General features: G+C 44.3%; 28 protein-coding genes. 4 read left to right on the forward strand and 24 right to left on the reverse strand.

Annotation, left to right across the window (positions count from 1 at the left end; translation table 11 throughout):
* Positions 1–68 precede the first annotated feature (68 nt).
* The 5 genes from M1E09_RS19795 to M1E09_RS19815 form a co-directional block, all read right to left on the reverse strand.
* Complete coding sequence (locus tag M1E09_RS19795; protein ID WP_456272539.1) at positions 69–686, reverse strand: NUDIX hydrolase; 618 nt, start codon at positions 684–686, stop codon at positions 69–71.
* Between the two features lie 181 nt (positions 687–867).
* Positions 868–1,881 (reverse strand): S66 family peptidase, encoded by a 1,014-nt coding sequence (locus tag M1E09_RS19800; RefSeq protein WP_456272540.1) that lies wholly within the window; start codon positions 1,879–1,881, stop codon positions 868–870.
* A 330-nt stretch (positions 1,882–2,211) separates the two neighbouring features.
* The gene (locus M1E09_RS19805; RefSeq protein ID WP_456272541.1) at positions 2,212–3,213 is read right to left on the reverse strand and encodes a S66 family peptidase; all 1,002 of its coding nucleotides are present in this window, start codon (positions 3,211–3,213) and stop codon (positions 2,212–2,214) included.
* Positions 3,210–3,527, reverse strand: a complete 318-nt coding sequence (locus tag M1E09_RS19810) for a YciI family protein (protein ID WP_456272542.1) — start codon at positions 3,525–3,527, stop codon at positions 3,210–3,212. The genes M1E09_RS19805 and M1E09_RS19810 overlap by 4 nt, the downstream gene beginning before the upstream one ends.
* A gap of 166 nt (positions 3,528–3,693) precedes the next feature.
* On the reverse strand, positions 3,694–4,248 hold the full coding sequence (locus tag M1E09_RS19815; RefSeq protein WP_456272543.1) for a 2'-5' RNA ligase family protein: 555 nt from the start codon (positions 4,246–4,248) through the stop codon (positions 3,694–3,696).
* A 155-nt stretch (positions 4,249–4,403) separates the two neighbouring features.
* Here M1E09_RS19815 and M1E09_RS19820 point away from each other — a divergent pair, with 155 nt between their 5' ends.
* From M1E09_RS19820 to M1E09_RS19830, 3 genes are all read left to right on the forward strand, one after another.
* The gene (locus M1E09_RS19820) at positions 4,404–4,775 is read left to right on the forward strand and encodes a cyclic-phosphate processing receiver domain-containing protein (RefSeq protein ID WP_456272544.1); all 372 of its coding nucleotides are present in this window, start codon (positions 4,404–4,406) and stop codon (positions 4,773–4,775) included.
* 278 nt (positions 4,776–5,053) lie between these two features.
* On the forward strand, positions 5,054–5,398 hold the full coding sequence (locus tag M1E09_RS19825) for a hypothetical protein (RefSeq protein ID WP_456272545.1): 345 nt from the start codon (positions 5,054–5,056) through the stop codon (positions 5,396–5,398).
* Between the two features lie 221 nt (positions 5,399–5,619).
* Positions 5,620–5,916, forward strand: a complete 297-nt coding sequence (locus M1E09_RS19830) for a hypothetical protein (RefSeq protein WP_456272546.1) — start codon at positions 5,620–5,622, stop codon at positions 5,914–5,916.
* 44 nt (positions 5,917–5,960) lie between these two features.
* Here M1E09_RS19830 and M1E09_RS19835 read toward each other — a convergent pair whose 3' ends face one another.
* From M1E09_RS19835 to M1E09_RS19870, 8 genes are all read right to left on the reverse strand, one after another.
* Positions 5,961–7,952: a TRAP transporter permease gene (locus tag M1E09_RS19835; protein ID WP_456272547.1), complete on the reverse strand. Its 1,992-nt coding sequence runs from the start codon at positions 7,950–7,952 to the stop codon at positions 5,961–5,963.
* Positions 7,945–8,463 (reverse strand): DUF1850 domain-containing protein, encoded by a 519-nt coding sequence (locus M1E09_RS19840; protein WP_456272548.1) that lies wholly within the window; start codon positions 8,461–8,463, stop codon positions 7,945–7,947. The genes M1E09_RS19835 and M1E09_RS19840 overlap by 8 nt, the downstream gene beginning before the upstream one ends.
* Positions 8,464–8,557: 94 nt before the next feature.
* On the reverse strand, positions 8,558–9,532 hold the full coding sequence (locus M1E09_RS19845; protein WP_456272549.1) for a TAXI family TRAP transporter solute-binding subunit: 975 nt from the start codon (positions 9,530–9,532) through the stop codon (positions 8,558–8,560).
* A gap of 367 nt (positions 9,533–9,899) precedes the next feature.
* Positions 9,900–10,403, reverse strand: a complete 504-nt coding sequence (locus M1E09_RS19850; RefSeq protein WP_456272550.1) for a hypothetical protein — start codon at positions 10,401–10,403, stop codon at positions 9,900–9,902.
* 100 nt (positions 10,404–10,503) lie between these two features.
* A complete protein-coding gene (locus M1E09_RS19855) occupies positions 10,504–11,079 on the reverse strand; it encodes a hypothetical protein (protein WP_456272551.1) in 576 nt (191 codons plus the stop codon).
* Positions 11,080–11,172: 93 nt separating this feature from the next.
* Entirely contained in the window at positions 11,173–12,795 is a 1,623-nt protein-coding gene (locus tag M1E09_RS19860; RefSeq protein WP_456275040.1) for a mechanosensitive ion channel, read from the reverse strand.
* A gap of 1,179 nt (positions 12,796–13,974) precedes the next feature.
* Entirely contained in the window at positions 13,975–14,754 is a 780-nt protein-coding gene (locus tag M1E09_RS19865) for a divergent polysaccharide deacetylase family protein (RefSeq protein ID WP_456272552.1), read from the reverse strand.
* A 154-nt stretch (positions 14,755–14,908) separates the two neighbouring features.
* Entirely contained in the window at positions 14,909–15,832 is a 924-nt protein-coding gene (locus tag M1E09_RS19870; protein WP_456272553.1) for a diacylglycerol kinase, read from the reverse strand.
* A gap of 351 nt (positions 15,833–16,183) precedes the next feature.
* On the opposite strand from M1E09_RS19870, the gene M1E09_RS19875 reads away from it, so the two are divergent.
* Positions 16,184–16,639 carry a DUF2269 family protein gene (locus tag M1E09_RS19875; RefSeq protein WP_456272554.1) on the forward strand — a complete coding sequence of 152 codons (456 nt, stop codon included), beginning with the start codon at positions 16,184–16,186 and terminating at the stop codon, positions 16,637–16,639.
* A 185-nt stretch (positions 16,640–16,824) separates the two neighbouring features.
* Here the strand turns inward: M1E09_RS19875 and M1E09_RS19880 are convergent, their stop codons facing one another.
* The 11 genes from M1E09_RS19880 to M1E09_RS19930 all read right to left on the reverse strand — a co-directional run bounded on the left by M1E09_RS19880 (position 16,825) and on the right by M1E09_RS19930 (position 25,261).
* Entirely contained in the window at positions 16,825–17,760 is a 936-nt protein-coding gene (locus tag M1E09_RS19880; RefSeq protein WP_456272555.1) for a hypothetical protein, read from the reverse strand.
* Positions 17,757–18,836, reverse strand: a complete 1,080-nt coding sequence (locus M1E09_RS19885) for a hypothetical protein (RefSeq protein ID WP_456272556.1) — start codon at positions 18,834–18,836, stop codon at positions 17,757–17,759. Before M1E09_RS19885 ends, M1E09_RS19880 begins: the two co-directional genes overlap by 4 nt.
* A complete protein-coding gene (locus tag M1E09_RS19890) occupies positions 18,836–19,279 on the reverse strand; it encodes an anti-sigma factor family protein (RefSeq protein ID WP_456272557.1) in 444 nt (147 codons plus the stop codon). Before M1E09_RS19890 ends, M1E09_RS19885 begins: the two co-directional genes overlap by 1 nt.
* On the reverse strand, positions 19,276–19,830 hold the full coding sequence (locus tag M1E09_RS19895; RefSeq protein ID WP_456272558.1) for an RNA polymerase sigma factor: 555 nt from the start codon (positions 19,828–19,830) through the stop codon (positions 19,276–19,278). Before M1E09_RS19895 ends, M1E09_RS19890 begins: the two co-directional genes overlap by 4 nt.
* Before the next feature lie 127 nt (positions 19,831–19,957).
* On the reverse strand, positions 19,958–20,758 hold the full coding sequence (locus M1E09_RS19900; RefSeq protein ID WP_456272559.1) for an arylamine N-acetyltransferase: 801 nt from the start codon (positions 20,756–20,758) through the stop codon (positions 19,958–19,960).
* A gap of 453 nt (positions 20,759–21,211) precedes the next feature.
* The gene (locus M1E09_RS19905) at positions 21,212–21,580 is read right to left on the reverse strand and encodes a helix-turn-helix domain-containing protein (RefSeq protein WP_456272560.1); all 369 of its coding nucleotides are present in this window, start codon (positions 21,578–21,580) and stop codon (positions 21,212–21,214) included.
* Between the two features lie 235 nt (positions 21,581–21,815).
* Positions 21,816–22,382, reverse strand: a complete 567-nt coding sequence (locus M1E09_RS19910; RefSeq protein WP_456272561.1) for a thioredoxin family protein — start codon at positions 22,380–22,382, stop codon at positions 21,816–21,818.
* 345 nt (positions 22,383–22,727) lie between these two features.
* Positions 22,728–23,162, reverse strand: coding sequence for a hypothetical protein (locus M1E09_RS19915; protein ID WP_456272562.1), 435 nt, complete (start codon positions 23,160–23,162; stop codon positions 22,728–22,730).
* Between the two features lie 382 nt (positions 23,163–23,544).
* Positions 23,545–24,006 (reverse strand): GNAT family N-acetyltransferase, encoded by a 462-nt coding sequence (locus M1E09_RS19920; protein ID WP_456272563.1) that lies wholly within the window; start codon positions 24,004–24,006, stop codon positions 23,545–23,547.
* On the reverse strand, positions 24,003–24,770 hold the full coding sequence (locus tag M1E09_RS19925; protein WP_456272564.1) for an HAD-IIB family hydrolase: 768 nt from the start codon (positions 24,768–24,770) through the stop codon (positions 24,003–24,005). The genes M1E09_RS19920 and M1E09_RS19925 overlap by 4 nt, the downstream gene beginning before the upstream one ends.
* On the reverse strand, positions 24,767–25,261 hold the full coding sequence (locus tag M1E09_RS19930) for a DNA topology modulation protein FlaR (RefSeq protein WP_456272565.1): 495 nt from the start codon (positions 25,259–25,261) through the stop codon (positions 24,767–24,769). The genes M1E09_RS19925 and M1E09_RS19930 overlap by 4 nt, the downstream gene beginning before the upstream one ends.
* Positions 25,262–25,351 lie beyond the last annotated feature (90 nt).

The following is a 25,351-nucleotide window of genomic DNA, read 5'->3' on the forward strand; positions in this document are numbered from 1 at the left end:
ATTATGTGTCCCTTTCTGTGTAATTCGGGGCGTGACAGGCACGACCCGGTTTTTGTCGAAATGAATAGCTATTCGCACACCGTTTCCTTTTCAGGGTTCCTCAAATACTCAAATAAGAGGCGGATTTGCGACTCTGTATTACGGTCGACAGACAGCTCCGGCAGGTTATCCTCTTCAAAAAAGCCGATCTCGCTTGTTTCCAATCCGCCGCCAGGATTGCCTCCAATGATTTCGCAGTGAATGAAAATTTTATAATAATGAAAGGGCTGTGGCGGATGAGGGTGCTTATGATAATCCAATATGGCAAGCAGTTTTTTGTACTGCACCTCATACCCAGACTCTTCCTTGATCTCTTTGATCACATTTTCTTTTGCTGATAAGCCTGTATCGCAGAAGCCGCCCGGCAGTGACCATTTATTGTTGATTTTTTCTTTCACCAGAAGAATCCTGTTTTCCTCAAACACTGCACCACGCACGTCTACTTTCGGAGTCTGATAGCCTTTTTCATGAAAGAAGAGATTTTTAATGTCCTTGAATTCAGCATCTGTATACTCTGCCATTATTTCAGCGCTGAGATCTCTTAATTCTTCATACCGTTCAATATCGTATACATCTTTTGAAAAGGTGAGCCCAGCCTGTGAAATCGATTGGATTCTTTGTGCCCACTCCAGCCATTTTTCGCTCATTCATGAATCCTCCTTCTATCCTCATCATATTATCATAATTTTTTGATTTATTGGTAAAAACAAGAAAAACGCTACCTCAAAAACGAAGTAACGTTTATTATTTCTTGATCAAGTTGATGCCGGTGCCACTCATTATGCCCCCATGAGTACTGCCATAATAAAAAACTATGCCGCAGCTAGATCATACAAACTTCTGCTCAACTGTCCCTTTTCCTGCTTCTATTTCCACCACAGCCCAAGCTCCATTGATGAAGGTAACCTGAGGCGGCACATGTCCGCAGTCGATGTCATAAGCAATCGGGACACCTAGTTCGACCTCTAATTCTTTGTAGACATCCTTCACTGAATAATTGCCTACGGGTGTGTTCGCAGGGCTTCGGCCAAACAGGATTCCTGAGCAGTTGTCAAACCAGCCGGCAAGTTTCATTTGCATCAGCGATCTCCTCAAATCAGTCGTGCTCATTTCGCAGTTTTCCAGGTACCACAGCACAGGTTCTCCCTTAAGATGAGTTTCACGGTATGCAGCCACATCACCAAATTCCGTCCCTATAATATGGCGGATGACATCAATACAGCCGCCAAGCAAACGGCCTTCTGCTTTCAGCTTTCCGTTTCCGACTGTTTTCCACTCTGTTGGTTCCGTCAGGTGGAACACGCAAGGCGACGGGTTGTCGTGCTGCCATTTAAGCTGAAATTGGGGTGAGGATTGCTGGACAATGGATCCGCCGGCAGCAGTGGAAAGGACAGCCTGCCACTTGGCCGTCGTTTCATCCCAGTACTCTCCCCGTAAATCAACAAAGTTGGTTCCATGAGCGGTTGCGGTGCCTGTCTTCAAGGTGATGGCAAGCAACAGCAGGCTTGTATCTGAATAACCCAGTACCCATTTATTTTTCACAGCTTGAAAGTCGATATGCGGAAGGATTTCTATCAGCAGTTCGCCGCCCCACGGAGGGATGATCATATCCACTTGATCATTGCGCATCATCTCATTGAATTCCTCCGCACGCTTTCTCGCAGGGGCTGATTTGGCTTTATCCTGTGTCCAGGAGGTGTCCCCTGTCACGACATTGAAGCCGCGTGAACTCATCTTGTCGATCGCATTCTTGAACATGTCATGAAGCTCCGCGGGCACTCCGGAAGAAGGCGCGGTCACTCCAATTGTGGCCTCTTGTTTCAATTTTGGATAGCTTATCATGTTTATCAATCCTCGCATTATTGTCTTGATGAATAATTCGAGATTAGAGTCCGGATTCCTTTTTTTCAGGCTGTGTTAAAGAGTAATTTTGTTTTTAGGAACCTATTAGGGTGGTGTTGCCCGATTTCCGGCTCCAGGTCCGCTCCAATCAAACCGACAGCGGCTTCCAATTCCCATAATCATTCCTCAACTGGTGATTCCCCTTTCGAAAAACGGTAGACTATTGCACTTGCACCAAAAATAATAAGCAGACTTATTAGAGGACCGGCAACCCTTGTGCTGTTGATATCCCCCTCTACTCTTTCAATTGAAGGAGTGAGGATATCGCACTTATTTCACACCGTTTTCCAGGAAAATGATCCTGCCGGCGTCTGCGTTGATTTCCGCTTCAATGCCGATCGGAAATACATGGGAAGGAAAGGTATGTCCAATATCTACATTCGTCATGATTGGTATGTCGCGGTCCCCGATGATTTCAAGGAGCAGCTCTTCAAAGGTGAACGGTGCATTGTTGTTTTGGAAATGTTCATGCTTCCCAACGATCAAGCCAGCAATTTCATCCAATACTCCGGCGATTTTCAACATGCTTAACGATCGTTCCTGCGTCGCCATATCCTTAAAGGAATCTTCTATAAATAGAATGGCCCCCTTCAGTTCCGGAAAAAATTCAGAAGCCATTATCCCTGACATCGTGTTTAGATTCCCGCCAACCAGCTTCCCCTGTGCCTTTCCTTTTCTCAGGCAGGTCCAACCAGGATTAGGCAGCATTTTCTTCGGCCTGTCCTGGGTAGCCCAATCGAGCATTTCTTCTGTCCATTGATCAGGAACGTCCAAAGCATAAGGAATATCGAAGCTCAGTTTAACAGCTTGTTCAAAGTATTCCTTCCCTTTTGGGAGCATTTCAGGATATTCTCCGAAGGATGGCACAATGGCCGGTCCATAAAAAGTCACCACTTCGGTTTTTTCATAGATTCCGAGCAGAAGTGCGGTTACATCACTGTAGCCCATCATGATTTTGGGGTGCTTCTTAAAGTAATCATAGTCGATATAAGGAAGGAGGGAATTGGAATTAGTGCCCCCTATTGTGCTGATGATGGCCTTTATTTCATCATTGCGGATAAATGCATTCAGCTCTTCTGCCCTGTCCTTGATTGATGCAGAACGATACGACTGAGATTGGCCTGCACATTTACCTTCCACGACTTCAAATCCCATGTTTCTTAATTGATCCAGGCCTCTACTATATCTTTCCGGAAACATCACAGGTGCCGGTGACGAAGGGGTGATGATTCCAATCTTGTCTCCTGCCTTCAATCTTTCCGGCTTAATCATGTACGCAGGCCCTGCATGAGCGCTATTTGATATGGGAAAAGTTCTGCCGTCATGATTCCTTCTTTCACCGCCGGATCTCCGTTCATTATTGAGTGCGCCTCTTCCTCAGAATCTGCCTGAAAAATCACGATTCCAAATGTTTTTGGATCCAGGCCTTTTGTCTTCCCTGCCAGAATCAAGGTTTTTTCATTGAGTAACTTTTGCAGATAACCGAAGTGCCTTCCGACTGATTCATTTTCTTTATCAGTCCAATTTTTATCATCTGTTAATTTATCAATCAGTTTTAATTTATAGAGAAATTGTTGTTTTTCCATGTTCAGCTCTCCTTTATCGATGTAATGCTATTTTTCAAACTATCTAATTTATAGATTGAGCAAAAACGTCCTTTCGATCATTCATATCAGATATAGTCTTGTATACGCCCTGCTTAGCTGATGTTTTAATAGAAACTGACTTTCCTGCTCATTCTATTCTCATATCTCATTTCCCTGTCAGTTTAACCCGATGGTGGACAGGCACATGCAGCTGCCGTTCCTCATCCCTGTAAAGTGAAAGGACTGTAAGCGTATCGACTGTAAAAGGACGTGTTATCTTTAAGGACTGCAGTTTTGCCTTCTCTATGTCTGATAAGTCGTCCCGGCTGGAGATGGTACAGTGCGGGGTGTACGGAAACGGCATCTCTTCAAATTTTATAGAAGATTGCGAGAGATGTTTATGCAGACTTCTGATCTGGCCGTCATTTTCTATAGACAAGTAGTAAATGTCAGTACCCGGAAAGCATACTACATCACCAAACTGAACTTCAACCGGTGCGGTGGCGGCCGCTATATCATTTACGATCGAGTAGACGGTTTCGGGCTCCTGATTTTCCGAAATCACACCCACTCCGCTGGATCCGGTCAGTGTAATTTCCGCAGGCAGCGCTGCCCTGAATTCGTCAAATTGACTTCTTATAGATAGTATTTCTGCTGCCACAGCATCAGGAAACTCCAGAATTATGTAGGTGTTATGGTTGAACACATTAGTGCTTGACAACTTTTTTCCTCCCAGCTATTATTATAGCTTTTTAAATATTCTTATATATCCCCAATTATACTTCAATGTGTGTTACGATGAATATAATAATAAATATTATCTAGGGCCCTTTTGACTTCTCTAGTCATCCCTATTTAAGGGAAGGAGCATAAGAAATGGAGAAAATCAGTGTTTTCCTAGATGACATTCGCAAGGCACCAGATGGGTATGTATTAACCGAGACGATTGACGAATGTTTGAATCTATTGCAAAACCATACAATCGAACATCTGTCATTGGATCACGATTTATTGAATAAAACCCGAGACGGCACTATGCTTATTGAAATGATGCTTGAACAGCGGCTGTTCGCGAACCGCATTACCATCCATTCAGCAAATGCAGCACGCGGAAGAGGAATGTACAAGTCCTTGAAACAAGCACAGCATGATTTAATCATGCCGCCCTCCATCATCGTATCCCTTCGCCCCCTGCCATTGTATTTCTATCCCCCTGGATTTTTGAAGCACTACCACGAGACACTATGAACTAACTTATCTCACATCACACAATCCCATGAAGTTAAACATATATTTTTGTTTTGATAAAAACGTTCAAAGGGCAGCCGCTTTCATTGGCTGCCCTTTTTGAGGTGTATGCACTTTAGCACTCTAAAGCACTGAGGGACAGTCCCCTGTTACGTTAACGTAACAGGGGACTGTCCCTCTTAGTGCGGTGACGCGTTAATGTCTGGAAGAATTCACCACGTTTAGTTGCTTGGTTTGGTGATATACACTCTTTAGGATGATATAAAGGATGGGATGTTATGGATGAGACTTCGATTGTAAATTTCATTTTGGTCAGCAGTGTAGTCATTGGCGTTCTTCTGACACTGAAATCAAGGCAATTTTGGCTTCCCTATCTACATATAATGGCGACAATCTGGATACTTGCCGGCGGCTTCGGCTACTCCATTTTGTTCGATAACGAATCGACTATCGGGTATGTGTTTGTTTTTGTTGTCGGCCGGATTTTCTGGGCTGTCCTGTTTGTGTTCACCGCCCAGGTATTATCCTGGCTTGTCCGTTCCCTGCCGCTGCGCCACAAACAGGAGATCGGCTGGATGTTTTTGATCGGTTTTCCAGTAGCGTTTTCGGTTACGGTGTTATAAATAGGGTTTGAATTGAAGCTGCCAGCCTCGGGTTGGCGGCTTTTTGAGTTACAATCAAACCTTTTTAGGGAAATACCTATGAGACTACGCACTCTGAGTTTGCTAAAAACTGAAACCTTGCCCTTCTACTTACATAAATAGAAATAGCAAGCCCAAGTCTGCAAAACTTGAAACCTCTCCCTTCTACTCTCCGTATATATGGTAAAAGGAGGGATTCATCAATGGAACTCATACTAACAACAACAGGCATTATTTTACTAATAGCAGGCAGCCTCTTCCTGTTCAACTGGTTGATGGGCTACAAAAAACATCATATTACCATTGATCTAGACGAACGTTATATTGACTACAATGACTATATCCAAGCCATTCAGAAAGACCTTGAAGGCAGAGGACATAAGGTGAATTATATAGGTGACCGCAGGTTTCTCATTGACGGGAAGACCTACTTGTTCATCGAGAGAAACGTCAGCATGGGGGGAGTCCCTTTGCAGCGTACGATTCTAAAACCGGAATAGAAAAAACCTCCCGGACTCTCGGGAGGTTTTTCCTATCATTTCATTTACGCAGTAGCCGGATTTTTATCCCCGCCATCCTTGCCTTTTATAAAAAATTGTAGTCCAAGCATAATCGCAAACAACACCAGGCCGATGATATCCGTCATGCCCTCAGGGTAAATCAGCATGATTCCAGCCGCTAAACAAAGGACACGTTCGATGGCCGTCACTTTGCGGTACCAGTAGCCGATCATGGCCGCTCCGATCGCCATCATTCCTGTAATCGCTGTGAAGACGACCCAGATCAAATAAGGAATCGTCGTGTCGATCATCAACAGTTCGGGTGAAAGCACGAACATGTATGGGATGATAAAGGCGGCGATGGCCAGCTTCGCGGAATTGAGCCCGGTCCGTATGGGTTCGCCCCCCGACACACCTGCTGCGGCAAAGGCAGCCAGGGCAACCGGCGGTGTGATATCCGCGATGATTCCAAAATAGAAAACAAACAAGTGAGCGGATAACTCAGGTGCACCGAGTAAAATAATCGCCGGTGCTGCAATCGTTGAAGTAATAACATAGTTGGCTGTTGTCGGAGATCCCATTCCAAGGATGATCGACGCTACCATTGTGAAGAACAAAGTAAGCAGCAGTTTTCCTTGGGCAGAGTTTGTTAAGTCTGCCGCAAGATCAACCAGGCCGTTTGCCATCGTAAGGCCCAGCCCCGTTTTGGTTACGACCCCGACAATGATACCCGCTGCTGCAGTGGCTGCCGCTACCGACAGGGCTGTCCTCGCCCCATCAACAAGCGCATCCACTGCGTCTTTGAAGTTAATGCGTGTATCTTTCCTGATTGCACTGATGGCAATCGTCGCCACGATGGACCATAGGGCTGCACGCATGACACTCATTCCGCTGAACAGCAAAACGATAACTGTCAGAATCGGCAGCAGAAGATAGATCTTTTTAAAAACTTCTTTTCGATTCGGCATTTCCTCATCCGTTAACCCTCTGAGACCGATTCTTTTGGCTTCAAAATGGGTCATGATCCAGATCCCTGTGAAATATAAGAGTGCTGGGATGGCCGCCGCTTTGGCGATTTCCCAGTAAGAGACGCCCCCGATGAATTCAACCATCAAGAAGGCAGCTGCCCCCATGATCGGCGGCATCAGCTGTCCTCCTGTAGAAGCAGCCGCTTCAACCCCGCCGGCAAACTCTTTGCGGTAACCTAATTTTTTCATCATCGGTATCGTAAACGAACCTGATGTCACAACGTTCGCAACCGAACTTCCGCTGATTGTTCCCTGCAAGGCACTGGAAAAGATCGCAACCTTCGCAGGCCCCCCGGTTCTTTTTCCGGCAATGGAGACCGCCAGATCATTGAAGTACTGCCCTACTCCGGTCTTTACCAGGAAGGCACCAAACAACAGGAACAGGAAGATGAAGGTGGCTGAAACGTAGAGCGGAGTGCCGAGGATTCCTTCTCCTGTAAAAAACATGGTTTTGACAATCTGGTCGATATCATAGCCGCGATGAGAAAGGAATCCCGGCATCATTCTTCCATAATACATGTATAGCAGGAAGGCCCCGGCGATAATGGTAATCGGCAATCCTACTGCCCTGCGCGTTGCCTCCAGAACAAGAACAACCGCCATGATTCCGATGACAAAATCGGCCGTTGTCATGATCCCGATCCTGCTGACGATGTCCTCCTGCATGATCGGCCAGTAGCTTCCTACTACAATGGAAGCCAAAGCCAGAATGATATCATACCAGGCCACTTTATCTTTGCGGGACCTTTTTTTGCTCGCAGGAAATAAGATGAAGATAAGTGATAAGGCAAAACCTAAGTGAATTGATAAGAGCAGCTGCCTAGGAATGAACTGAAATATCGAGGCGACAAGCTGGAATACCGAAAATGCCAGTAATCCGAAGAAAACAATCCACTTGACGATTCCTGAGTGAAATTTTCTTGTAGAGGATTCGGGATCATATTTTTCTAACAGTTCCTGCTGCTGTTCCGCTGTCAATGACTCGAATTTTTTTGAATCTTTATCCATCGAGGATCACTCCTTCCCAAATTTGGATCAATGATTGCTTCTGCACACTCATTCTAATGAGTGCCCCTTTTTTAAAATAATCAGCCAGCCTGTATTCATGGCCGTTGTTTATCAGTCTATGATTGGCCACAACTTGTCCGACGGATATATCAATATGGGGAAATACACGGTTCATGTTGCTTATTTTGTACTTTCCGTCTTCAGTTCTCTCGAAAACCTCATCTCCCGTTGCATCTCCCGGCATCCCGATTGCGGTGTCCTCATAAACCAGGCTGGTCTGGCTAATCTGCATTTTTTCCGTTGCCTCATAGGTTTCCAACACGTCAGATAAATGGATGGAGTGTGTATAGAGAATCGAAAATTTACTATCTTTTCCCCCATTAAGCGGAGCCAAAACCGTTTTGTTCTCCCCTTTAAGAGATTCAAGCACAATATAGGGTTTGAAAGGAACAAATAGAAAAATAAGCAGGATTCCTGCCGAGGCTGCAGCAGCCGTCCATTTCCAATACATGCTTCAACACTCTTTTCTACCATTGGACTGGATAATTCCCATAAAAAGAATAGACCGATAAAAATCGGCCTATTCATCTTCCCTGATGAAAATGTTAGTCTTGGGAAATACCTTTTTCCTCAAAGTATTTCGCAGCACCAGGGTGAAGTTCAATTCCCATACCCTGAAGTGCGTTTTCCGCACTGATCAGTTCACCTTTGGCGTGACCGATTTTATCCGTGTTTTCGAAGATTGCCTTCGTCACTTCATAGATCACATCTTCAGAGATATCAGAACGAGTAACTAGCATGGCGCGGACAGCAACGGTTTCGATGTCGTTATCCAGCTTGCTGTATGTTCCGCCCGGGATAGTATCTTTTGCATAATACGGGTACATTTCAATCAGTTCATCCGCTTTGTCGGAAGAAACAGGAACGATGACGACATCCTGTGTAGCTGCAAGGCCTTCTACAGCCCCCGTCGGCGTTCCGGATGTAATGAATGCGGCGTCAATTGTCCCATCTTGAATACCTGTAGTAGAGTCGTCGAATGACAGGTTGCGTGCTTCAAGATCGTCCAATGAAAGTCCGTGTACCTCAAGGATTTGAGTAGCATTCAGTAAAGTACCTGAACCCGCTTCCCCGACCGAAACTACTTTGCCTTCCAAATCTTCAACTGACGTGATGCCTGAATCAGCCGTCGTCACGATTTGAATCGTTTCAGGATAAAGTGTACCGATCCCTTGTGCATTATCTACTTTATTATCAGCAAACATTTCTTTTCCTTCTGTTGCATATGAAGCAATATCCGTTTGAGTGAATGCAATTTCAATGTCGCCATCTTTAATGCTGGCCATGTTTTCTGCAGATGCGCCGGATGTAGATGCATTAGAGTCAATACCCGTTTCATCCTTGATGATGTCCGCAAATGTACCGCCAAGTGGATAGTATGTACCCCCGGTGCCGCCAGTGGCAATACCAATGAAGTCAACATCCCCTTCGCTGCTGGAGCCTCCTCCGCCACAGGCAGCCAGTATCATAGCGACTGCAAGAAGAATGACAGCACTTAATGATAAACTTCTCTTTTTCATAAAATTCACCCCTATAAAATTTTTAAAACACAAAAATAGTTTAACATAAATTGTCATACTATTGTTAATATTTTTACATGTATGCATATATTTTCCTAATACTAAATATCCAATAGCTTTTATAATTATAGAAATTCAGAACTGCTTACTACCAGGAGAAGCTTATCTGCAAGCCCTGTCTCATTATTATGTTGTGTATTAACAATCTATGAATATTAATAATATAAAACTTTCTGCCCCATTAAAAAGGGAATAAGCACCCAGGTAATTTACAATTTCCTCCCATTCAATTTTTTATAGAAGAATGTTGAATAAAAACGAAAATTATCTGGCTTTATTCTAACTCACTCTGGGAGGGCTTATGATTCTACGTCGAGTCTCCGTGGATTCGGACTCTGACTGCTTCTTTTCCGCCTTTGCTGTCCGAATGCCACCCTGATTCAGACTCTGACCACTCCTTTTCCTCTTTTCCTGTCCGAATGCCACCCCGATTCGGACTCTTACTGTCCCTTTTCCTCTTTTGCTGTCCGAATGCCACCCTGATTCGGACTCTGACTATTCCTTTTCCTCTTTTCCTGTCCGAATGCCACCCCGATTCGGACTCTGACCACTCCTTTTCCTCTTCCGCTGTCCGAATGCAACCCTGATTCGGACTCTGACTATTCCTTTTCCTCTTTTCCTGTCCGAATGCCACCCCGATTCGGACTCTTACTGTCCCTTTTCCTCTTGTGCTGTCCGAATGCCACCCCAATTCGGACTCTGACCACTCCTTTTCCTCTTCCGCTGTCCGAATGCCACCCCAATTCGGACTCTTACTGTCCCTTTTCCTCTTTTGCTGTCCGAATGCCACCCCAATTCGGACTCTGACCACTCCTTTTCCTCTTCCGCTGTCCGAATGCCACCCCAATTCGGACTCTTACTGTCCCTTTTCCTCTTGTGCTGTCCGAATGCACCCCCGATTCGGACTCCAACTATTCCTTTTCCTCTTGTGCTGTCCGAATGCCACCCCAATTCGGACTCTTACTGTCCCTTTTCCTCTTGTGCTGTCCGAATGCCACCCCGATTCGGACTCTGACCACTCCTTTTCCGCTTTTCCTGTCCGAATGCCACCCCGATTCGGGCTCTGACCACTCCTTTTCCGCTTCCGCTGTCCGAATGCCACCCTGATTCGGACTCTGACCACTCCTTTTCCGCTTTTGCTGTCCGAATGCCACCCCGATTCGGACTCTGACTGTCCCTTTTCCTCTTTTGCTGTCCGAATGCCACCCCGATTCGGACTCTGACCACTCCTTTTCCTCTTTTGCTGTCCGAATGCCACCCCGATTCGGACTCTGACTATTCCTTTTCCTCTTTTCCTGTCCGAATGCCACCCCGATTCGGACTCTGACCACTCCTTTTCCTCTTTTGCTGTCCGAATGTACCCCTGATTCAGACTCTGACTGTCCCTTTTCCTCTTTTCCTGTCCGAATGCCACCCTGATTCGGACTCTGACCGCTCTTTTTCCTCTTTTCCTGTCCGAATGCCACCCCGATTCGGACTCTGACCACTCCTTTTCCGCTTTTAATGTCCGAATGCCCCCATCGCTCCTCTCTCCAAAAAAAGACCCGGGAACAACTGTCCCGGGTCTCTCTGTTTACCAATTATTTTCTTGGAAAGTCATCATCTGGACGGGTTGGCTGATTGTCGATAGTGCCGTCTTCGTTCATAGATGAACTCCAGTCATGAGTCTTGTTGTTCTCTGCTTTTCTTTTTGCTTTCTCTTTGTCTACTGAAATATCAGACAGATTGTTTTCCATCTTATTCAGATAGTTAGAGGCAAACTCTCTGCCGCCTAACCCGAATGAAAGGCCGAATGCGAGCGCGAGTCCGCCGAGCACAAGGATGAACGCAGAGTTGACGATTGATTGCGCAATCCCAAGTTGATCAAGCGCCATGAAGAATGCCATGATGATGATCGCATATTTGGCAATTGTCGCAAGGACGTTCTTGTTGTGGCCATTGAGTATGCTTGATAACACTTTTTTCGTGATGTTTCCAAGGTACAGCCCTACTGCCAGGATGATGATCGCCGCAATGACACTTGGTATATAAGCAAATACACCTGTTGCCAGTGTTACAAGGAACTCCAGTTCAACGATTTGAAGTGCTTCAACGATGAACAGCAGCGCTACGACGAAATGAACGATATAGCCAATGACCTTCGTAATCGTAAAGGAGTCCGTTGACTCACCAGGCTTCCAGTTCCCAAGCTTCATGTTGCTCATCAATGAGTTGACACTCAATTTATCAAGGAAGCTCGCTGTCCATTTTCCTGCCATACGTCCTGCCCATAAACCTACGAGGATAAGGACGATCGCTACAACGATGTTCGGAATCATCGTCAGAACGTCGTTAAGCATTTCGATTGCCGGACCGGAAATACCTTCAATATCAAGCTTTTCCAGTGCAGCAATGATTGTAGGAATCAAAATCAGAACGAATACAATGTTTCCAATGATGGAAGAAAGAGACGTTCCGTTCAATGTTCTGGATAAGCCGAGGCGGTCTCCCAACTTCTCCAGTCCTACACTGTGAAGGAAATTTGTCACAATCGAACGTACAAGCTTCGAAATGAAATAACCGACAATGACAATCAATGCAGCTGCAAGCAGTTTCGGAATGAACGCCAGCATGCTGTTGAGCATATCTGTGAATGGTTCAGATATGCCGGTGATATCCAGCGCCGACAGCACCGCTGGCAGGAACAACAGCAGCACAAGGTAAAACAAGACTTTGGCCACCTTGTCGATTCCGGAATTTGCATCCTGCTCTGTATCCGCAAGGTTCCACTTCACAAGCAGGCGGTCAAAGCCTGTACCTTTGCCGAGCTTGCGGACACCAAAGCTGACCAGCATCGCTACAGCGTACGCAACTAATAGGATCAATGCCGCTTTCAGAATGTTATCAATTGCACCGAAAATGGAATTCATTAGATTCACTAACGGTTCAGCGATCAAATTCAGATTCAAGATGTTTAAAACAATGATGAATACGATCAGAAGTAACATCCAGTAGACGATTTTACTGATTATTTTTTCCGATGAATATTTTCGATTTGGGATATGAGAGAATAACTTGTCGTCCATGCCGGTCTTGTTCAAAAGCTTATAGACTGCTTTTTCAATCCCCTTGGCAACAAGCCACCCGATAAGAAGAACGACTAATGCGAGAAGAAAATCGGGTATCTTGCCCAGGAATCCCTCGAAATTGTTGTACCAGTTCATATTGTTCATCTCTTCAACTCCTTTATCTTTTTCTAACCCTCCTTTTCCCAAAGGGATTGCCCCCTAAACAATCGGGTGTTTGAGTTTTATGAAAGATTTGTATAAGAAGGAAGCGCTGTATTAAACCCGGGACTCCAATTTCCGAGGTGGGATCCGAAAAAACATAACAAAAAAAGGATGAAATCGCTGTGTTAAGCAGTTCAGTTTTGGAGTGCAAAAACAAGCTTTGTACACTTAATTGAACTGCTTTTTCATATGAAACCGCATACTAATCTGCACCCTGATTCGTAAGGTGAAGTGCAACCAAAACAGGAAGCTTTTTGGTAAAGAAGATTCTAAGATGAAGTAGAGGGAATGGGTCATTAAAGGAGCAGGATAGTTGAAGGTGATTTTTTGATTATAGGAAGTCCTATCCTAAAGTGGGGGGCGCAGATCCATAAAATAAGAGAAGATTTTTCCCTTAAACTGCAAAAATTGCTGATTGAGCGATAAATAAGGGAAGATTTTCCCCTTATTCCTGGTACAGCCCTCATTTTTTTTGATTTTTATATGAATAGCGGAAAATATTTCCCTTATTTCAACTATTTTCAGTGACTTTTCCTAAATAAGGGAAGTTTTTTCCCTTATTTTCACAAGCTCATTCTGCTGATTTTCTTTAAAAGTCCCGCTCTTTGAAGGCTGGGTTGAGCACCTATTGAACAAACAGGGGTCTTACTAAAAAAAAGCCATTTTTCAAACAGTAATTTCGCTGCATATTTGAACTCCATATGAAGGAGCAGGTTATAACTATAACCATAATGGACAAAATCATTTATGGTTTTTTATATCGTTTCGCAGATACTTCGCTACATAAATTTCAAGACTCCAATCTATATTTCAGTGTTGTGGAAACGTGTGCGAAACTAAATGCAAAAAGCCACTTGAAAGTAGATGATTTGCTGTAACACCAATTAAAAACAGCATACGAATAACGGTGCAAATTTGTATGCTAAAGACTATGGATTTTTACGTTTTGTACCTCTGAAGTGAACTACTTATCGCTGTGATCCCTTCCTCTTTTTGGTATATATTTTTCCGATTAAAGGGGATAATGATAGTTTTCATACCGGTAAGACCTGATTAGTTCTTTGCTGGTATAAGCATTCCGTACACATTACTGATTTGATTCCTCTTCTATTGCTATTCCAATCGTTCATTCACAAGTTCAAACTCAGGGATAACCTCTGATAACGGAACGGCTTTTGCTTCGTCCAAATATAGGGGAATATACTCTTTCAGGACATCGACCATCATGTTTCCGCTTATGCCCACATGTCCGATCGCAATAATTTCCTCGTCACTTTTCAACCTTTTAGCAACGAGATTGGCTTGTTTTGAAATGTGCTGCGTTGTGTAGACATCATCAAAAAACAATTCATTTTCTACATACGGGACGCCTATTTCTTTTGCAAGTTCAGGAATGACACTCTTAGGAGTAGTCTTGCTGTCTAAATAATAGAGTCCCCGTTCCCTGCAGACAGCCAGAACCGTTCTCATGACTCGTTTGTTGGCCGTTGCTTTTGATCCCATATGATGATTCATCCCCACAGCAAATGGTACTGAATCGATCGCCTCTTCAACCCGTTTTCGGATTTCGGCATCACTCAGGTCTGTTGTAATCGCACCTGGCCCAAGCCAGCTGCGCTTTCCTTTCACCGGTTCCATTGGCATATGTACAATCACCTCATGACCCAGCTCATGTGCAAGCTCCGCGTCTTCTTTTGTCGTCTCCATTAATGGCATAACAGCGACTGTCAGGGTTATAGGGAGCTCCAGCATTTCCCTTGTCCCCCGCATATTATTTCCAAAATCATCAATGACAATGGAAAGGGTTTTGCCCTTCGGTTCAAGCTCCTTTGCTGATGCACTGCTTGCGGATAAAATCCCCGCCATCAAACACAACATGAATATCTTTTTCACAATCCCGCCCCCTTGATGTTTTTGTTAGTATGTCAATATCACGTTTGCATTATCAAGTTTCGGCAGAAGTTGGCTGTTTTCATGACAAAAAGACGCTGGCAAATGCCCGCGTCTCAGATTGTAGCTATGATTTAAATTTTGTTGTGAAGTTGAATTAGTATCTATCCGCTCTATCCTGAGGGCGGATCTGATCCAATGGCACAAATACTTCCAGATGGCGGTAAAGGTTTTCAAATTCCACTGGCAGCAGCCCGCCGAATTCACCGTCGATGTTCAGCTGAACTTTGTCCTTGGAGTAGACCTTCACTCTGTTCGCTTGTGTATAGATGACGTGCGGATCGTTAATATGATCTCCTCGTACCGCTAGGCTGGCAATCCGGATAAACTCTGCCAAGTTTGTTTTTTTCAAAATGAGCAGCGAGAACATCCCGTCATTGATGGATGCATCCGGTGCAAGCTTTTCAAAGCCTCCCACCGAGTTCGTAAGCCCGATCAAAAACAGCATCGCTTCCCCTTCAAACAGCTTTCCATCATATTCAATCGACAAGTCGGTTGCTTTAATGGAAGGAAGCATTTCCACACCTTTCAAATAATAGGCGAGCTGTCCCAGAACTGTTTTCAATTTGCTCGGCACTTCATATGTCAACTCTGTCAGGCGCCCTCCGCCGGCGATATTGATGAAATAGCGATTGCCGTTCATCCTGCCGATATCGACCGGTATTGTGTCGCCTTTAATGATAATGTCGACGGCAGCACCGATATCCCTTGGGATATGGACAGCACGCGCGAAGTCATTTGTCGTTCCCATTGGTACGATGCCAAGCTTCGGACGGTACTCCTGCTCCGCAAGACCGTTGACGATTTCATTCAATGTTCCGTCGCCGCCGGCAGCAACCACCAGGTCATATTTGCGCTCAACCGCCGTTCGGGCCGCTTCTGTAGCGTCCCCTTCACAAACCGTCGCATGGCATGATGTCTCGTAGCCTGCCTGTTCCAATTTTATTAATACTTCCGGCAAATGCTTTTTGAAAAGCTCACGTCCTGAAGTTGGGTTATATATGATTCTTGCTCTTTTCATTCCCCATCATCCTATCTTGATATTTCAAAAACCCTTTAAAGCCCTGCAAATGGATTTCAATAACTATCATACTACCCCTGAAGGACTCTTACAAACCTGTCCTTTTTTTCAGATCTTGCCTCTGCATTATGGATAAGATCACTGGGTATTCCTTCATAAGAAGAATAACGTTTGAGATAAATTCGTCCAAATAAAATAGACGCCTCATCAACATAACGCATCTACCGGAATATCATACCTCTTTTTTACAAAAAAAGCTAATGCCATATTATATGCATTGTATTTCTAACATACCCCTTCATCTTTATGAATAAAATGTCATATGCGCATAGTTCCAAAGGAGGGATTATCATGAAATTTCTTATTCTGCTGCATGTGCTTTCTGCGATTATGGGAGTTGGGCCTACCTTCTTTGCTCATGTACTGACGCGGAGAAAACAGACAGCCGGACAATTGCGGCACTCCCTTATGCTGGGAAGCCACCTGGAAAAATTTCCGAAGATCGGCGGAAGCATCGCCGTCATTACCGGTCTTATTCTATTCTTTGCCGGTGAATACGGGGCCTTCACACAAGTATGGATACTTGGTTCCCTGATTCTCTATGTTCTCATTCAAATCATTGTCATCGGCTACGTCAATCCTGCAAGCAATAAATTAAGAATATGGCTGGACTCACCGGAAAATGCCGAAGTATCGGGTGAGCTGACAGAAGAAGCACAAGACCTGCTCAACAAAATGAACAGCTACTTCTACCTCGCATCCGTCCTCGGCGTCACCCTGTTCATCTTCATGATCCTGAAGCCTTAGCTCGATGTGCGCTTTAACACTTTAAAGCACGAAGAGGGACAGTCCCCTTTGTTACGTTAAAGGACGAAAGAGACATCTTGTCGAAACCAGTTATATTTCCGGGGAAATTTGTCTTATTTCGCATCTCCAGCAAAGAAAACACCGGCAGAGCCATTCTCCCGGTGTCTTTTCATGTCATTCACTTTTTAACGGCTCGTCATGACAGTAAGCCCGTAACTGTTGCTGATGGTTAAATCATACGTCCCCTGGCCGAGAGTGTAGGTGCCGCTTTCACCGGCCCCAACATAATCCCCATCCTCATACTCTTTACTCTCACTCTTTTTTTCTGCCAAATTCCATTTCTCAGTATTTCGAATCCGGGAAACATTTTCTGCAGTGAGTTTAATATCGCTATTTTCAGAGAGCATCACTTGTACATCGTCGCTTTCCGTCACCGACCAGTGGCTGAGAAGCGTTCGGGGTTTCATCGTAATAGGATTATGATTGCCTTTCACCTCCAGCCCGACACTTGCGGGAACCACCAGAGTTGCGTTCATCTCGTTGTATCCTCCGAATGGATTGGGTTCTGAAGGCAGTCCCTTCAGAGTAATGTACAAACTATCACCATTCTCCTCAAACTGAAGATAATCAGAGACGTCCTTCAGCATGTTTTCCCCGTTAATAATGGTCGACCGGTATGTCCCGAACATACTTACTTCATCCCCGGTCCCGCCTTCTATTGTCAGGGCGTGCGGACCGGTATTCACTACAACTCTCTTAATATCATCAGAAAGATTTTTACTGAAAGCGGGGATTTCCAACGTCTTTTCCTCAGCCGAAACCCAGCCATGGACCGCTCCCATCACACCAGTAGCCTGTACAACCGTGAAACCGATTCCGGCAGTTCCGATCACTGCAACAAACAGGATACTTAAAATATCATATTTCACCTTGGTGTTTTCCTGCCTTGAAAAAAATAAATAAAAGAGCATCTCACCACCAAGAATGATTAATATGAACGGCCACCACCCTGACAAGACATAGGCAGTATCCCATTCGAAAATCTGCGTGAACAGCAGCATTAATCCAAGAAAAATCAATGCTGCACCCATTGAAATTGAACCTACTCTCCAAACTCTCATTGAGAAGCCTCCTCTTTCTTTTTCTTACTTCCCGTTAACAACTTGATCCCTCCGCCAATCAGGAGTACACAGACAATCGCTGTTTGTACGTAGCGCTCAAACCAGAAGAAGGCATCCACAGCGAAGTACTCATAGATGAATGGCTGAAAGACCGGAAGCGCAATATTAGTCAACAGATAGTAAACGCCTAATGTGACCAAACCGATGCCGACCCATTTCTGATGATTCACCAGGTAAGAAATCACCGGCACATCCTCCAGCGGTTCTTTTCCATATCGGGAAGCTTTTTGCAGCCCGTCAAAGAAGCTGAAAAACCAAATGATCGGAACAAGGAAAAGGAAAATCCCCAATCGCATAACATCCATAATATAGATGGAGAACAGGAATGCAGCCATTAACTGGATCCCTCTTCGCTGGTATCCCAAGTACAGATGGCCCGCTCCCGGAAAAATTGAAAGCATGGTCGCCAGTGATTTGGATTTTTTACCATCTTCACGGCGGTTCTCGAACTCTTCAAGAATCGATTGGTCAACCAAGGCTTCACCTCGTTGTTTCTTAGCAAGCTGCTGCATGCTGTCAAAAAAGCTGTACACCCACAGCACGGGAAGGAAAGCCAGAAAAACAAGGAATTCGCCGCGGGATGAAAGGACGGTCACAAAAATAACCATCACAGCTAAGCCAAGGAAAGCCGCCAGCAGTGTCACGCCTCTGTTCATCAGCCCAAGCTGGAAGTGGCCGAGCCCGGGAACAAGCGATAAGACGATGGTGAAGAAACGCTCCGATTCTAGCGTGCTTTCTTCTTTTTCAACATCACCATGGGTCGTTGTTCGTTTGTATAGCTTAGATGCTGTTATCACTGTATCGATTAAATTGACAATATAAAGAAGAAACCCTCCTGCCAGTACCAGCAACGCGAATTCATCGCCATTATGTGTAATCATTATTAACCATGCAGAAAAAGTGGAACCCATGACGCTCCCTGCATAGAACAACCCTCTCAGAAACTTGCCCAGATAAAGCAAACCGCCTCCAGGGAAAAATGCTAATAAAAACGCGATCAGCGGATTTTTTTTCATCAGTTTCTTTCCTCCTTCGTTTCATTTTCAACAGTATCTATAAATTCAGATGTTTTCTTCATCATTTCTTCTGTAATAGATGGACGGGAAGAACGTTCAAACTCTTCTGCAAAACCGATCAGCTGCTGAAACACTCCTGTATACATCAGCAGGATGGTCATCGCCGCGGCCACGATATAATGGAAACCAGCCTGCTGATAGAATTTCTGCTTTTGCCTGACAGCCGGCGCATTCTTGCTTTGCACCTCCGCCATGACACCTTCTGTAAACCCGCTTTCATCTGAGAGCTCCGGGAAGGAGGTTTCTAACGCTTCAACGGCTGATAGATAGATTTCCATACAATGATCACAAGTGTATAAGTGCGCTTCATATTGCTCCCGAACCGGTTCGCTGATCTTATTTTCAACGTAATCCAGCCATTCTTCATAAGAAATATGCTTCATCGAAAATCGTCCTCCTTCCAGTTTTTTTTCATCCAGAGTCTCGCCCGGTACAATTTGGTTTCGATCGTTTTCACTTCTACCTGCTGCTCTTCAGCCATTGCTTTATAGGACTTTTCCTCTATGTAATAATCATAGATCACTTTCCGGTAGTTTTCCGGCATCTCGCCCAACCGCCTTCTCACCAGGAGCCGAAGCTGTTTCTCCTCAAATTTCGCTTCCACCGAATCGAGGTCTTCGCGCTTAATATCTCCTTTAGGAAGGTCCAGCAGGTTCTCCGTCATTTCTTCATTCCGGCGGGCTGCCTTTCGTTTGCAGTCGATCGCATGGTTGACTGCAATTCTTGTTATCCAGGTTTTCAGCCCTTGATTCTCATACTGAGGGAGAGAGGTATAGATTTTCACGAAAACTTCCTGTGAAGCATCTTCGGCATCCTTTTGGTTTCGGAGGATGCCATAAATCGTCCGAAACACGTGGTGTTTATATTTTTCAATAAGGACCCGAAATGCATGATCACTTCCACTTTTTACTTTTTCTACAAGCGCTTGCTCCAATACTCTCTCCCCCCCTTCAATTGGCTGCATAATAATAGACGAACAAACCCGCCGTTTTCCCTACACTTATTTTGAAAAAATTTTTAAAAACATAAAAAAGCTGCCATCGGGTTTCCGATTTGACAGCTTACGTAAACAGTTTGATATTTCGTTGTTCTAGAAAATCGATGCTCTCCTGAATGGATTCCTTATCAAAATGATAAATATCGTTCACCGTATTCTTCCATTTTTCGACATCACGCATCTGATACTCCCTGATATTCCTGTAGGTCATGGCTTTTATGGTACCATTGCGCAGGAAATAGCAGGTATTTCCGTGAAAACGGACGGCCGTGATTCTCCGCATGACGACATTATCTTCGCGGTCATCGTAGGAAGCCCTAATGTCTTCCGTGAGCTCCTCTTCATCGAGCGGAAGCCAGATGATCTCTTTTTTTACAAACGACTTGCCATTCGCTTTGCGGTCGATTTCATATACCGCCTGATCTTTCTGGGTGAATGTGATCTCTTCACCGAAACCGTGCAAAACCTGTTTCCGGCGGGACTCCAGCTCTACCGGCTTCATGATCGGTGAGCCGTAACCGACATCAACGTAAAGCTTCTTTCCGTCAATTTTCACCATGATTCCGAGATGGCCAGGTGTCACCCTGACAAAATGAATATCAAAACCGAGATCCCTCAGCAGCCGGCCAAAGTTGATATTCAGGGTGTAGCAGGTCCCTCCCCAGCCGCGATTATGCAGGTTATGTACAAATTGCTCGAGGCTTGGTACGTACTCGTCGTAATGATTGAAATAATGGAACTTGCTGAAAGTTTCATACGGGATCCGTATCAGGTGATGCTGGATGAGCCGCTGCAAGTAGTTAATGCTTGGGCGTTCTAAGGTCAGATTTAAATACGAAAGATACTTTTCTCTAATTTCTTCCACATTATCACTCTTTCATTATCCTCTATGTGTCGAGAATGAGGAGGTTACATGCTCTTAATTCCCTCTATAAGCCAGGTTCAATCCTATAGTTCATTATTTCTGCTATTTTAACATGTGATTTTGTGAGATTCATTGCCTTTGTCTTTAGATTCTTTATGGCTGAGCGGAATTCCTGCTTTTTCGAAGATTATTTAGGTTATAGGCAGGGTTTCCATGGTTTTTTCGCTTGATTCCTCTTTATATATGGAAAGGTTTTTCCATTGCGCACGGATTATGCACATATACGCACGCTTTATACATAAATACGCACGGGATATTCATCTATACGCACAGGTTATGCACCTTTGCGCGCGGAAAACCTTCAGACACGCACACTTTTCCTTTTTATGTAAAAATACCACCCTGCTAGAAAAACAAAAAAACGGCCAAACCCGGCCGCTACGTTATATATTGTTATTGATTCATACGCTCGAAGTTGGTCTCTAACGTCTTTTTCATATCTGATGTGAAGCCGTCTTTCATCTGCTGGCGTTCAGTGCGGAAATAGTCTACCACTTCTTCGTCGAACTCGATTTCGATCAAATCGCGAAGATCCCAGATTCTAAGCGCTGCCATGATGGAAATCAGGTGGGCGACAGTCAATGATTTCTTTTTAAAATTCACGAGTTCATTGATTGTTGCAACACGCAGGCCTGTGAGTCGGTGCAGATCGCCCTGCGTCATTCCGCGTTCCTTCAGAATTTTCCCCAGCTTGATATTGACCTTGTGAGGAAACTTTTCGAGGGTTTCAATAACAATGGTATTTGTCTTTTGATGGATCATGCTGTTACCCCCTAACAGTATTCTCTATAAGAATACCGCGATTTCCGTAATTCGTGAAGAGGGAAACAGTTCCAGCAAAACCATGCCGCTTTAGTGCTTTAAACCACTAAGAGGGCCTGGCCCTTTTCCTGCAGTAACGCGGTGAAGTACTAAGAGGGCCAGGCCCCCTTAGCGCGCCACCGCGTTAATGCGCAAAAAAGGGCCTTCCCCACTCCAGGGAAGGCCCTTGCTGCTATTACATTTGCACCTGGTTCATCAATGTGGTTTTGATGCTTTGGAATACGACGTTCCAGATGGTTTCGTTTTCTTTGTATTGAGCTGTCAGCCTGCTGATCATTTGCTGCTGGGCTTCGGGGAAGGATTCGTGGTCCTTCGGGGGCATCTTCGCTTTTTCTTCGTCCACCAGCTGCTGGACCATAGCGGCACGCGGTCCCCAGACTGCTGTCTCGTTATAATCTTTATCTATAAATATGAAAATAGGAATCGCACGCGATGTTCCATTTGTTAAATACTGATCCATCAACTCGAGGTTTTCATCGCGGTTCAGCGTGCGCACTTCCATATCCGCTGCTTCCGCGATCTTCAGCAAGATTGGCAGGTTGACCATGGCGTCACCGCACCAGTCCTCTGTCAAAACAATGACACTCAAATTTTTGGAAGCGAGCTGTTTCAGGTTCTCTTTTTCATTATCCGGGATTGAAAACCCCTGATACACTTTCAGCAACTCTTCTTTATTATGTTCCATAGAATCTATATATTCCCGGGGCGTCTGCCCTTTTTCAAACCACTGTTTCAAATCCATGACGCTCCTCCTTCTGGCTTTCCTGTTGTGCAGTACTACTAGCTTATTTCTATTTTTTCTATTTAAAAAGAAATTCTGCTTATTTTTCAAGTATTATTTGTAAAAAATATGCTTACAGGCATATAATTAATGAAAGGCCTATTTACTTGCAAAGCGTTGTACAATCGCCTACATAAAAAAGAGACCGCCACCTTTGTAACAGCCTCTAGGTTATTTCAGCATTTGTGGGAGCTCTCAACAATATTCTTGAATTTTGCGTAATAATATTTCAGCTCGGTCACGCTATCTGCCTCCTTTATTTTTTCCAAATAATCCTCTGCTTTGGAATATTGCTCCGGGGGCAATTTAACTCTTGTTTTCTTCTCTTTCTTGGACTTCGCCAACAGGTTTCACCTCATTATGCTTTGAAGATCCTCCTATAGTAGAGGTCGTCTCGAGCTGATATTTTGAAAGCTCTTGAAGGTATTCCCATTTAGTTCTTTCCAGATTTTGCTCGATTTTTCTCGTGATTACCGAACTTCCGCCAATGCCGGATAATAAACTGATATAAATCACATACCAGACGGGTACCGTTTCCACAACAGGCAATACTGACAAATAACCGGCCAACACCCCAATAATGATATCTTTTGAGGATCCAAACACATAATGCTTCTCTCCATCTTCATCAACAAAAATACGGGGAAATGTAAAGCGGCCACCCTTGAAAACTAAAATATGTCCTAAGCCACCAATACCTCCCATTAACATCGGTAACAGTATCAATTCAATTAAGGACATTACATTCACCCTCTGGAATGATTTACTAATAGTATACATTATTTACAGAATTTTCTGAATAGAGAATTGGACGCAGTTTTGTCCTTTGCAAAGGAGAGTGCCGCATGCGGAAAATTGTGCTGAAAGTCTCGTCAATCGACAAGCTTCGATTTCAAAATTACCTCGTCTTAATGCAAAAGGCGGAGAGCAAGGCCGAAGCGGACATGTATTTCCGCCTAGCAAAAAAAATCATCCAAAAAGCCCGGATGAAAAAAAATTAGAAGACTACCTTATAACTTTGATAAATCATATACAGGGCCTTTTTTGATATCTCTGAGAATAAAGAACGGGATGAGGAACAGCAGCACTGCAGCAAACAGAAAGAAGATTCCCGCTTCACCTGTCATCTGCTGCCTTCCCTTGGGATGAAATAGTGGGTTGCGTTCGGATATCTGACTTCTTTTAAAAAGCCCAGTGACCGGTAAAAACGGTCAGCTTGATCTGTATCAGTGTTTAATACTATTACATCGAAAGTTTCCCCTGCCCCTTCAAGAATCTTTTCTACAAGCTTCCTGCCGATTCCGGTTCTTCTGTACTCTTTTGCTACGTAAAACCTTCTTAATCTTCCAATGTTTCCTTCTCCTGAAAAGGGATCCCTGTTCAAACCGCCGATTGCAATCAGCCGCCCCTCTGAAAACACACCTGCCATCTGTTCACCCTGTTTGTTAAACGTATTGAAACCTTCTCTATAGTCGTTCACCAATCTCTCAAGAAAACGAAATCCGGCTGTCTGGCTTTCTTTTAGCAAATGGCTGATTTCTGTTTTAAGCAGGTTTGGTATTTTTTCAAAAACATACTTGCTCATACTGTTGTCAGCTCGAGCTTTTCAACAAGCTCTTCCAATTTATCGATGATATTCTTTTCATAGTCACCTTGCAGCATGATCGTTTCATCTGCAAAGCCGGATAGCTGATCATGGTGGCCGATCATCACCGCGCGATTGGCATTTTGAAACAAGGTGATATCGTTCGCGTCGTTGCCGAAAGCGATATAGTCTTTAACACCCAGTGCCCTCAAGGCATTCCATTTATCAATATTCTCAGGAGAAATATCAATTACTTTCTCATTGCGGTGGGTATGCAGTGTCACCTTCAGTTGTGCCAGTTCCTCTGATAATTTTTCAAAATCCGTTGCTGTAAGGATCAATACTTTCAGCATGGAGTGGAGGCTGTCGAATGAAATCGCATTGGCCAAATTAGCTTTATCAAGATTATTTAATATCGGGTGGTTGGCAGGGCCTGTGTAACAGTAATCCCAGTCCCCATCAACCAAATAGGATGCTTCGTATTTTTCAAGCAGATTCTTTAGCCGGGCCACATCTTCCTGAGGAAACGGTTGGGAAAAAATCAGTTCCCCGTCTTGATAAATCATCGATCCATTGCCGCCAATTAATATATTTGTATGAAACCGGGGATGAAGAACCGGGAGCATATCCCGAATCGGACGGGCTGATGCAAAAATAACGTCATGCCCTTCTTCTATTATTCTTTCAAGCGCGTGCAAAATCCCCTCCGAAACCGGCTGGCCTTTAAAACAAATCGTCCCATCCAAATCAAACACGAATTTCATTGAGTGAACTCCTTTATACGAGTATTATCTGTCAGAATTTTGACCTTGTGCAGGTTAGGTTTAAGCATCTTCATGATTTCCGGCTTACTGACTTTTTCAAAGTGATAATTCCACTTATACATGTTCCTCAGCATGCGCCACGTTTGCTTATAATTCCCCTTCTCGAATCCGAGCTTTTGAATGGTAAATCGCTTTAGAATGCGCCAATTCCTCTTGGCTATTGGTGTGTCCAGAAAAACAATCAGGTCGGCGCGCTGAAAGCCTTCTTCTGTCCAGGTATGATGAACCCCTTCAATGATCCAGTGCTCCTGATTCAGGATTCTATTGAACTTCCGATCACGGACTTCAGGGCTGTTGCGGATATCTCCATCTTCGTGCCGCTGCCAGACGACATTATCTAATTCATAATAAGGAATGTTCAGGTCAGCCGAAATCGTTCTTGCCAGTGTTGATTTTCCGCTTCCAACTGATCCGATGATATGTATTTTCATTGCAACTCCTTCAGCATTGGCTCAAAAGTTACTATCTATTTATGATACCTCTCTTCTAATTCGATTTCATGAGAAGAAAATCCTGCTTCT

Source organism: Bacillus sp. AK031 (assembly GCF_053903065.1).

Excerpts from the sequence above, each read along its gene's own strand:
- M1E09_RS19805 (WP_456272541.1), bottom strand. The coding sequence starts at position 3,213 with ATGATTAAGCCGGAAAGATTGAAGGCAGGAGACAAGATTGGAATCATC.
- M1E09_RS19890 (WP_456272557.1), bottom strand. The coding sequence starts at position 19,279 with ATGAAGCATATTTCTTATGAAGAATGGCTGGATTACGTTGAAAATAAG.
- M1E09_RS19845 (WP_456272549.1), bottom strand. The coding sequence starts at position 9,532 with ATGAAAAAGAGAAGTTTATCATTAAGTGCTGTCATTCTTCTTGCAGTC.
- M1E09_RS19820 (WP_456272544.1), top strand. The coding sequence starts at position 4,404 with ATGGAGAAAATCAGTGTTTTCCTAGATGACATTCGCAAGGCACCAGAT.
- M1E09_RS19795 (WP_456272539.1), bottom strand. The coding sequence starts at position 686 with ATGAGCGAAAAATGGCTGGAGTGGGCACAAAGAATCCAATCGATTTCA.
- M1E09_RS19870 (WP_456272553.1), bottom strand. The coding sequence starts at position 15,832 with ATGAAAAGAGCAAGAATCATATATAACCCAACTTCAGGACGTGAGCTT.
- M1E09_RS19920 (WP_456272563.1), bottom strand. The coding sequence starts at position 24,006 with ATGAGCAAGTATGTTTTTGAAAAAATACCAAACCTGCTTAAAACAGAA.
- M1E09_RS19810 (WP_456272542.1), bottom strand. The coding sequence starts at position 3,527 with ATGGAAAAACAACAATTTCTCTATAAATTAAAACTGATTGATAAATTA.
- M1E09_RS19835 (WP_456272547.1), bottom strand. The coding sequence starts at position 7,952 with ATGGATAAAGATTCAAAAAAATTCGAGTCATTGACAGCGGAACAGCAG.
- M1E09_RS19910 (WP_456272561.1), bottom strand. The coding sequence starts at position 22,382 with ATGGATTTGAAACAGTGGTTTGAAAAAGGGCAGACGCCCCGGGAATAT.
- M1E09_RS19860 (WP_456275040.1), bottom strand. The coding sequence starts at position 12,795 with ATGAACTGGTACAACAATTTCGAGGGATTCCTGGGCAAGATACCCGAT.
- M1E09_RS19830 (WP_456272546.1), top strand. The coding sequence starts at position 5,620 with ATGGAACTCATACTAACAACAACAGGCATTATTTTACTAATAGCAGGC.
- M1E09_RS19925 (WP_456272564.1), bottom strand. The coding sequence starts at position 24,770 with ATGAAATTCGTGTTTGATTTGGATGGGACGATTTGTTTTAAAGGCCAG.
- M1E09_RS19905 (WP_456272560.1), bottom strand. The coding sequence starts at position 21,580 with ATGATCCATCAAAAGACAAATACCATTGTTATTGAAACCCTCGAAAAG.
- M1E09_RS19800 (WP_456272540.1), bottom strand. The coding sequence starts at position 1,881 with ATGATAAGCTATCCAAAATTGAAACAAGAGGCCACAATTGGAGTGACC.
- M1E09_RS19930 (WP_456272565.1), bottom strand. The coding sequence starts at position 25,261 with ATGAAAATACATATCATCGGATCAGTTGGAAGCGGAAAATCAACACTG.
- M1E09_RS19875 (WP_456272554.1), top strand. The coding sequence starts at position 16,184 with ATGAAATTTCTTATTCTGCTGCATGTGCTTTCTGCGATTATGGGAGTT.
- M1E09_RS19840 (WP_456272548.1), bottom strand. The coding sequence starts at position 8,463 with ATGTATTGGAAATGGACGGCTGCTGCAGCCTCGGCAGGAATCCTGCTT.
- M1E09_RS19915 (WP_456272562.1), bottom strand. The coding sequence starts at position 23,162 with ATGTCCTTAATTGAATTGATACTGTTACCGATGTTAATGGGAGGTATT.
- M1E09_RS19885 (WP_456272556.1), bottom strand. The coding sequence starts at position 18,836 with ATGAAAAAAAATCCGCTGATCGCGTTTTTATTAGCATTTTTCCCTGGA.
- M1E09_RS19880 (WP_456272555.1), bottom strand. The coding sequence starts at position 17,760 with ATGAGAGTTTGGAGAGTAGGTTCAATTTCAATGGGTGCAGCATTGATT.
- M1E09_RS19825 (WP_456272545.1), top strand. The coding sequence starts at position 5,054 with ATGGATGAGACTTCGATTGTAAATTTCATTTTGGTCAGCAGTGTAGTC.